The sequence below is a fragment of the Sphingomonas bacterium genome, assembly GCF_903643035.1.
Classification (GTDB): domain Bacteria; phylum Pseudomonadota; class Alphaproteobacteria; order Sphingomonadales; family Sphingomonadaceae; genus Sphingomonas.
Genome location: NZ_CAHJWW010000189.1, coordinates 1 through 5331 on the forward strand (window position 1 = coordinate 1; position 5331 = coordinate 5331).

A 5331-nucleotide genomic window follows, 5' to 3' on the forward strand; every position below is an offset into this window, starting at 1 on the left:
CCTCGCGGTCCGGCGCCGCGATCGCGAGCCGCGCCTCGACCTGGGCGGCGATCCGCTCGCGCACCTTCATCCCCGCCAGCGCGTCCGCCGGCACGGTCGCGGCCATGCCGGCGTCGATGTACCCGAACCAGGCGTCGATCATCGCCAGCGCGTCGGGCAGCGCCAGCGCGGCGATGTCGCGGTCGACGCCCAGGCCGTCGGCGGCCATGACCCGCGCCTCCGCGCCCCATCCGTCGAACGCCGCATTGGCGGCGATGCCGGGCGCGAGCGCGGCGCGCACCTCGTCCAGCGTCGGATCGCCGGAGAGCGCGGGGGGCAGGGGGGCGGACACGGGCAGGAACGGAAGCTGGCTGGTCATGCCCCCCCTTACCGCAGCGAGCCTGCCCTGTCCCGCCCAAGCCGCGCCCGCAGGATCGCCGACCGGCACGCAACGCTTCGCGCCGCGACAGCTTTTCTTGCCCGGTCCCCCGTCGCATCGACGCCGGCGCGCCCCATCTCGCGGTCTGCTTACCAGGAGTTCCCATGCCCAGCCTGTTCGATCCGATCCAGCTCGGCGCCATCGCGGCGCCCAACCGCATCCTGATGGCGCCGCTCACCCGCGGCCGCGCGACCCGCGCGCATGTGCCGACCGCGATCATGGCCGACTATTACGCGCAGCGGGCCGGCGCCGGACTCATCATCTCGGAAGCGACGGGGATCAGCCAGGAAGGGCTTGGCTGGCCCTATGCGCCCGGCCTGTGGTCGGACGAGCAGGTCGAGGCATGGGCGCCGGCGGTGCAGGCGGTCCATGCCGCGGGCGGGCGTATCGTCGCGCAGCTGTGGCACATGGGACGGCAGGTCCATTCCTCCGTGATCGGCGGCCAGCCGGTCTCGTCGTCGGCAACGAAGACCGACGGCCAGGCGCACACCTATGACGGCAAGCAGGATTTCGAGGTCGCACGCCCGCTCGACATCGACGAGGTCCCGCGCGTCCTCGACGATTACGAGCGAGCGACCCGCAACGCGCTCGCCGCCGGCTTCGACGGCGTGCAGGTACATGCCGCGAACGGCTATCTGATCGACCAGTTCCTCCGCGACAACGCCAACAGGCGGACAGACCGCTATGGCGGCAGCCCGGAGAACCGCATCCGCCTGCTGCGCGAGGTGGTGGAGCGGGTCGCGTCGGTAGCCGGCGCGGGCCGCACCGCCGTCCGCCTGTCGCCCAACGGCGACTCGCAGGGCGTGGACGACAGCGACCCGGAGGCGGTGTTCATCCCGGCGGCAAGGGCGCTGGACGAGATCGGGATCGGCTTCCTGGAACTGCGCGAGCCCGGGCCGGACGGCACCTTCGGCAGGACCGACGTGCCCCGGCTGAGCCCGAGGATCCGCGAGGCCTTTACTGGCCCGCTGGTGCTCAACTCCGACTATCACGAAGGCAATGCGCAGGCGGCGCTCGACTCGGGCGTGGCGGACGCGGTCGCGTTCGGCCGCACCTTCATCGCCAATCCCGACCTGCCCGAGCGCCTGCGCCGCGACGCACCGCTCGCGAAGGACGACGCCCGGACCTGGTACAGCCAGGGACCGGAAGGCTATGTCGACTATCCCGCGCTGGAGGCGGCGGACGCGTAGGACGCGGGAGCCCCCTCCTCCGGGAGGGGGAAGGGCCAGGAGTTCAGTCCTGCGCCGCGAGCAGGTCCTGCGTCTCGGGATGGGCGTTGATGTACGCCGCGACGAACGGGCATTGCGGGACGACCCCGAGACCGCGGCGGCGCGCATCGTCCAGCGCCGCGCGCACGACCAGCGTGGCGATCCCCTCGCCCCGCCGGTCGGGCGGCACCACCGTATGCGTGAAGGTGATCGTCTCGCCGGCCAGATCATAGGCGGCGAAGGCGGCTTCCCGCCCCAGCGCCAGTTCGTATCGCCGGCCGGCGGGGTCGTCGCGGACGTCGCCCGCATTCGGGTGGGTCATCGTGCATCCTTCTCGTCGATCGCCCGATCCTATTGCCGCGTCCGCGCCGGGCAAGCGCGATCCGGCATCGCGCTCCCGCCCCGAAGGTCCTACATTCCGGTCGATGACCATCGCGACCGCCCGCCTCGCCGACGGAATCGGCTCGATCCCCGCCGCCGACTGGGACGCCTGCGCCGGGACCGGCAATCCGTTCCTCAGCCACGCCTTCCTGTCGGCGCTCGAACGCTCGGGCAGCGTGGGCGCGCGGTCGGGGTGGCAGGCGATCCCGATCGTCGTCGACGGCGCGGACGGCCGGCCCGCCGCGGTCGCGCCCGCCTATGCCAAGAGCCACAGCCAGGGCGAGTACGTCTTCGACCACGGCTGGGCGGACGCCTGGAGCCGCGCGGGCGGCTCCTACTACCCCAAGCTGCAGGTCGCGGTGCCGTTCACGCCCGTACCCGGTCCCCGGCTGCTGCTGCGCCCCGATGCCGACGGCGGGGCGGCCGGCGGGGCGGCCGGCCCGGCGCTGATCGCCGGGATCGAGGCGATCGTGGACCAGCACGGCCTGTCGAGCGCCCATGCGACCTTCGTCGATCCCGGCCAGCTGCCGCTGTTCGAGGCGGCTGGGTGGCTGGTGCGCGAGGGGACGCAGTTCCACTGGCGCAACGAGGGCTATGCGAGCTTCGACGGCTTCCTGGACGCGCTCGCCAGCCGCAAGCGCAAGGGCATCCGCAAGGAGCGCGCGGCGGCCGTCGAGGGGCTGGAGATCGTCCATCTGTCGGGGGCGGAGATCACCGAGCGCCATTGGGATGCGTTCTGGCGCTTCTACCAGGATACCGGCAGCCGCAAATGGGGCCGGCCCTATCTGACGCGGCCGTTCTTCTCGATGATGGGCGAGGCGATGGGCGACCGGGTGCTGATGATCCTGGCGCTGCGCGGCGGGCGCCCGATCGCGGGCGCGCTCAACCTGATCGGCGGCGAGGCGCTGTACGGCCGCTATTGGGGCTGTAGCGAGGACGTGCCGTTCCTGCATTTCGAGCTGTGCTACTACCAGGCGATCGACGCGGCGATCGCGCGCGGGCTCAAGACCGTGGAAGCGGGCGCGCAGGGCGAGCACAAGCTGGCGCGCGGCTATGCCCCGGTGCCGACATGGTCCGCGCACTACATCCCGGACCAGGGCTTCCGCCGCGCGGTGGCGGACTTCGTGGTGCGCGAGCGCGCGTCGGTGGAAAGCGACCAGGCGTATCTCGGCGAGATGACGCCGTTTCGAAAGGGGGAGTGACCGTCAGGCGTGCGGCGGCAGCAGGCCTCCCGGCATCTCGGGCGCTGACACCGAATGGTCGACGCGGAACAGGGCGCTGCTCCCTGTTCCCCGGCCGTGCCGCCACAGCGGGATCAGCCCCCGCTCCAGCGCGGGATCATAGTCCGGCACGCGGATCAGCCAGACATAGTCGAACGCGTCGCGCGGGAACCGGGCGAGGCTGCGCGAGATCGGCCGCCAGTATTCGCGCGGGCACTGGACGGAGGTGACGATCTGCGACGGGTCGTGGGCATAGCGTCGCGCGGCGACGTAGCGGGTCGTCAGCAGCTGGGCGCCGGCCATCGACCACTGGTCGTTGGTATAGGCCAGCCGCCGCTCCAGCGCGATGGCGGGAAGATGCTCCAGCCGGGACATCGTCCACTGGTTGTGACAGGTCTCGCCCACGAAACTGACGAGGCGCGCGCCCTGCGGCAGCCGGTCGAGCGCGGCGAGCTGCGTCCCGTAGCTGTCCGCGAACATCGCGTAGCTGACGGTCGCGGCGCCCATCCGCACCACGACGAACGCCAGCCCCGCCACGGCCAGCGTGCTCGCGCCGCGCGAGGACAATCCCCGTCGCGGCCGGATCGCGACGACCGCGATGGCGGCGGCGAAGGGCGCCAGCCGCATGTCGGCATAGGCGGATCCGAACACGACCCGCGGCAGGACCAGGAACACCGTGAGCAGGAACAGCGCCGACAGGCCGAGCTGGCGCGAATATTCGATCGACGGATCGCGAAAGCCGCGGAACAGGATCAGGAACAGCACCGCGAGCGAGGCGACGTCGAACGCCATCCAGCGGTCGCGGAAGATCATCAGGATCCACTGGAACTTCGCCCGCCAGTCGAACCAGTCGAACGTCCGGCCGCCGACATGGTCGCCCGACCGCCACAGCGCCATCAGCAGCAGCGGCAGCGCGAGCGGCGCGACGCCCAGGCCCGCGCGCACCCAGGCGATGCCCCAGCGGCGCAGATCGTCGCGGCGCCACGGCACCCGCGTCCCGCGCGCCGTCACCCCGAACGCGCGGTCGTGCTGGCGGATCATCTCGGCGGAGAAGGCCAGCACCGCCAGCATCCCCCAGCCGACCGTGTGGCACACCCACAGCCCGACCGAGAGCGGGACGAACGCCGCCGCCCGGAACCGCAGCCGCCCCTGCCGCGCCAGCCGCAGCCACCAGGCGAACAGGTTGAGCGCTAGCGCGACCGACAGCGCGAAGTTCACGAAGCCGAACTGGAACGGATAGCTGTACGCCAGCGGCAGCGCGAACAGCGCGGTGGCGGGGATGCGCCCGTGCACCTCGCGCGCGATCGACAGCAGCCCGGTGACGGTCAGCGCCGGGATCGCCATCACGACCAGCTTGGTGCCAAGCTCCAGCCCGAAGACCCGCGCCATCGGCTCGATCGCCAGGTCGACGCCCAGGTTGCCGATCAGCTGCCAGCGGAAGTCGTACCAGTGCGCGAGCCACGGCTGGTCGCCGATCGAAAGCTGCACGCGGTATCGGCCCATGTGGCCGGGCAGGTCCACCAGCGGCGGGATGGCGGGCCAGACGAGCGGCAGGAGTGCGAGCAGCGCCATCGCGGCGACGAAGCCCCGCGTCTGCCACCAGCGGGGTCGGTCCCCGTGACGCGAGGCTGGCGGCGGCGCGGTGCTCATGTCCGCGTGCCTAGCGCCGCGACGGGGTCACCGACAAGCACCGCCGGGCGAGCGGACTACCCGGTACACGGCCGAACGGCCATCGGACCATGTGGGGCTCAGGTCTCCCGCCCTCGCCCGGCCGGCGGGAAAGCCGATCGTCCACACCGCGTCGAACGTGCAGCGATCGAACCGCGCGATCGCGGCGTCGAAGTCGGTCGATCGGTATTCGCCGCTCTTGGGATAGACGAGTTGAGACGGATCGCGGTCCAGTGGCGCGGCGCGGGGATGCAGGGGGCGGATCGGCTGCTGGCCCGGCATCGCCCATTGCTCGTTCACGAACACGCGGGCGCGGGCGACCGCCAGCCCGGCGATATGGGTCAGGCGCGGCTGCGACCAGTCGGCGCTGGAGGCCTCGTCCACCAGCACCAGCACCGCGCCACCCCGCGGCAGCGCGGGCACCGCCGCCAGCGCC

General features: G+C 72.2%; 4 protein-coding genes and 2 pseudogenes. 2 read left to right on the plus strand and 4 right to left on the minus strand.

Translation table 11 applies throughout. The annotated features are described in order from the left end of the window. A pseudogene (locus tag HUV01_RS11515) lies at window positions 1–358 on the minus strand (COQ9 family protein); the annotation flags it as partial. A gap of 164 nt (window positions 359–522) precedes the next feature. On the opposite strand from HUV01_RS11515, the gene HUV01_RS11520 reads away from it, so the two are divergent. Further along, window positions 523–1608, plus strand: a complete 1086-nt coding sequence (locus tag HUV01_RS11520) for an alkene reductase (RefSeq protein ID WP_174298389.1) — start codon at window positions 523–525, stop codon at window positions 1606–1608. Between the two features lie 43 nt (window positions 1609–1651). On the opposite strand, the gene HUV01_RS11525 is transcribed toward HUV01_RS11520, so the two are convergent. Next, complete coding sequence (locus HUV01_RS11525; protein ID WP_174298390.1) at window positions 1652–1948, minus strand: GNAT family N-acetyltransferase; 297 nt, start codon at window positions 1946–1948, stop codon at window positions 1652–1654. 103 nt (window positions 1949–2051) lie between these two features. Between HUV01_RS11525 and HUV01_RS11530 the strand changes: the two genes are divergently transcribed. Continuing rightward, the gene (locus HUV01_RS11530; RefSeq protein ID WP_174298391.1) at window positions 2052–3209 is read left to right on the plus strand and encodes a GNAT family N-acetyltransferase; all 1158 of its coding nucleotides are present in this window, start codon (window positions 2052–2054) and stop codon (window positions 3207–3209) included. Window positions 3210–3212: 3 nt separating this feature from the next. On the opposite strand, the gene HUV01_RS11535 is transcribed toward HUV01_RS11530, so the two are convergent. Continuing rightward, window positions 3213–4877: a hypothetical protein gene (locus HUV01_RS11535; RefSeq protein WP_174298392.1), complete on the minus strand. Its 1665-nt coding sequence runs from the start codon at window positions 4875–4877 to the stop codon at window positions 3213–3215. 27 nt (window positions 4878–4904) lie between these two features. Next, window positions 4905–5331: pseudogene (locus HUV01_RS11540) on the minus strand (hypothetical protein); the annotation flags it as partial.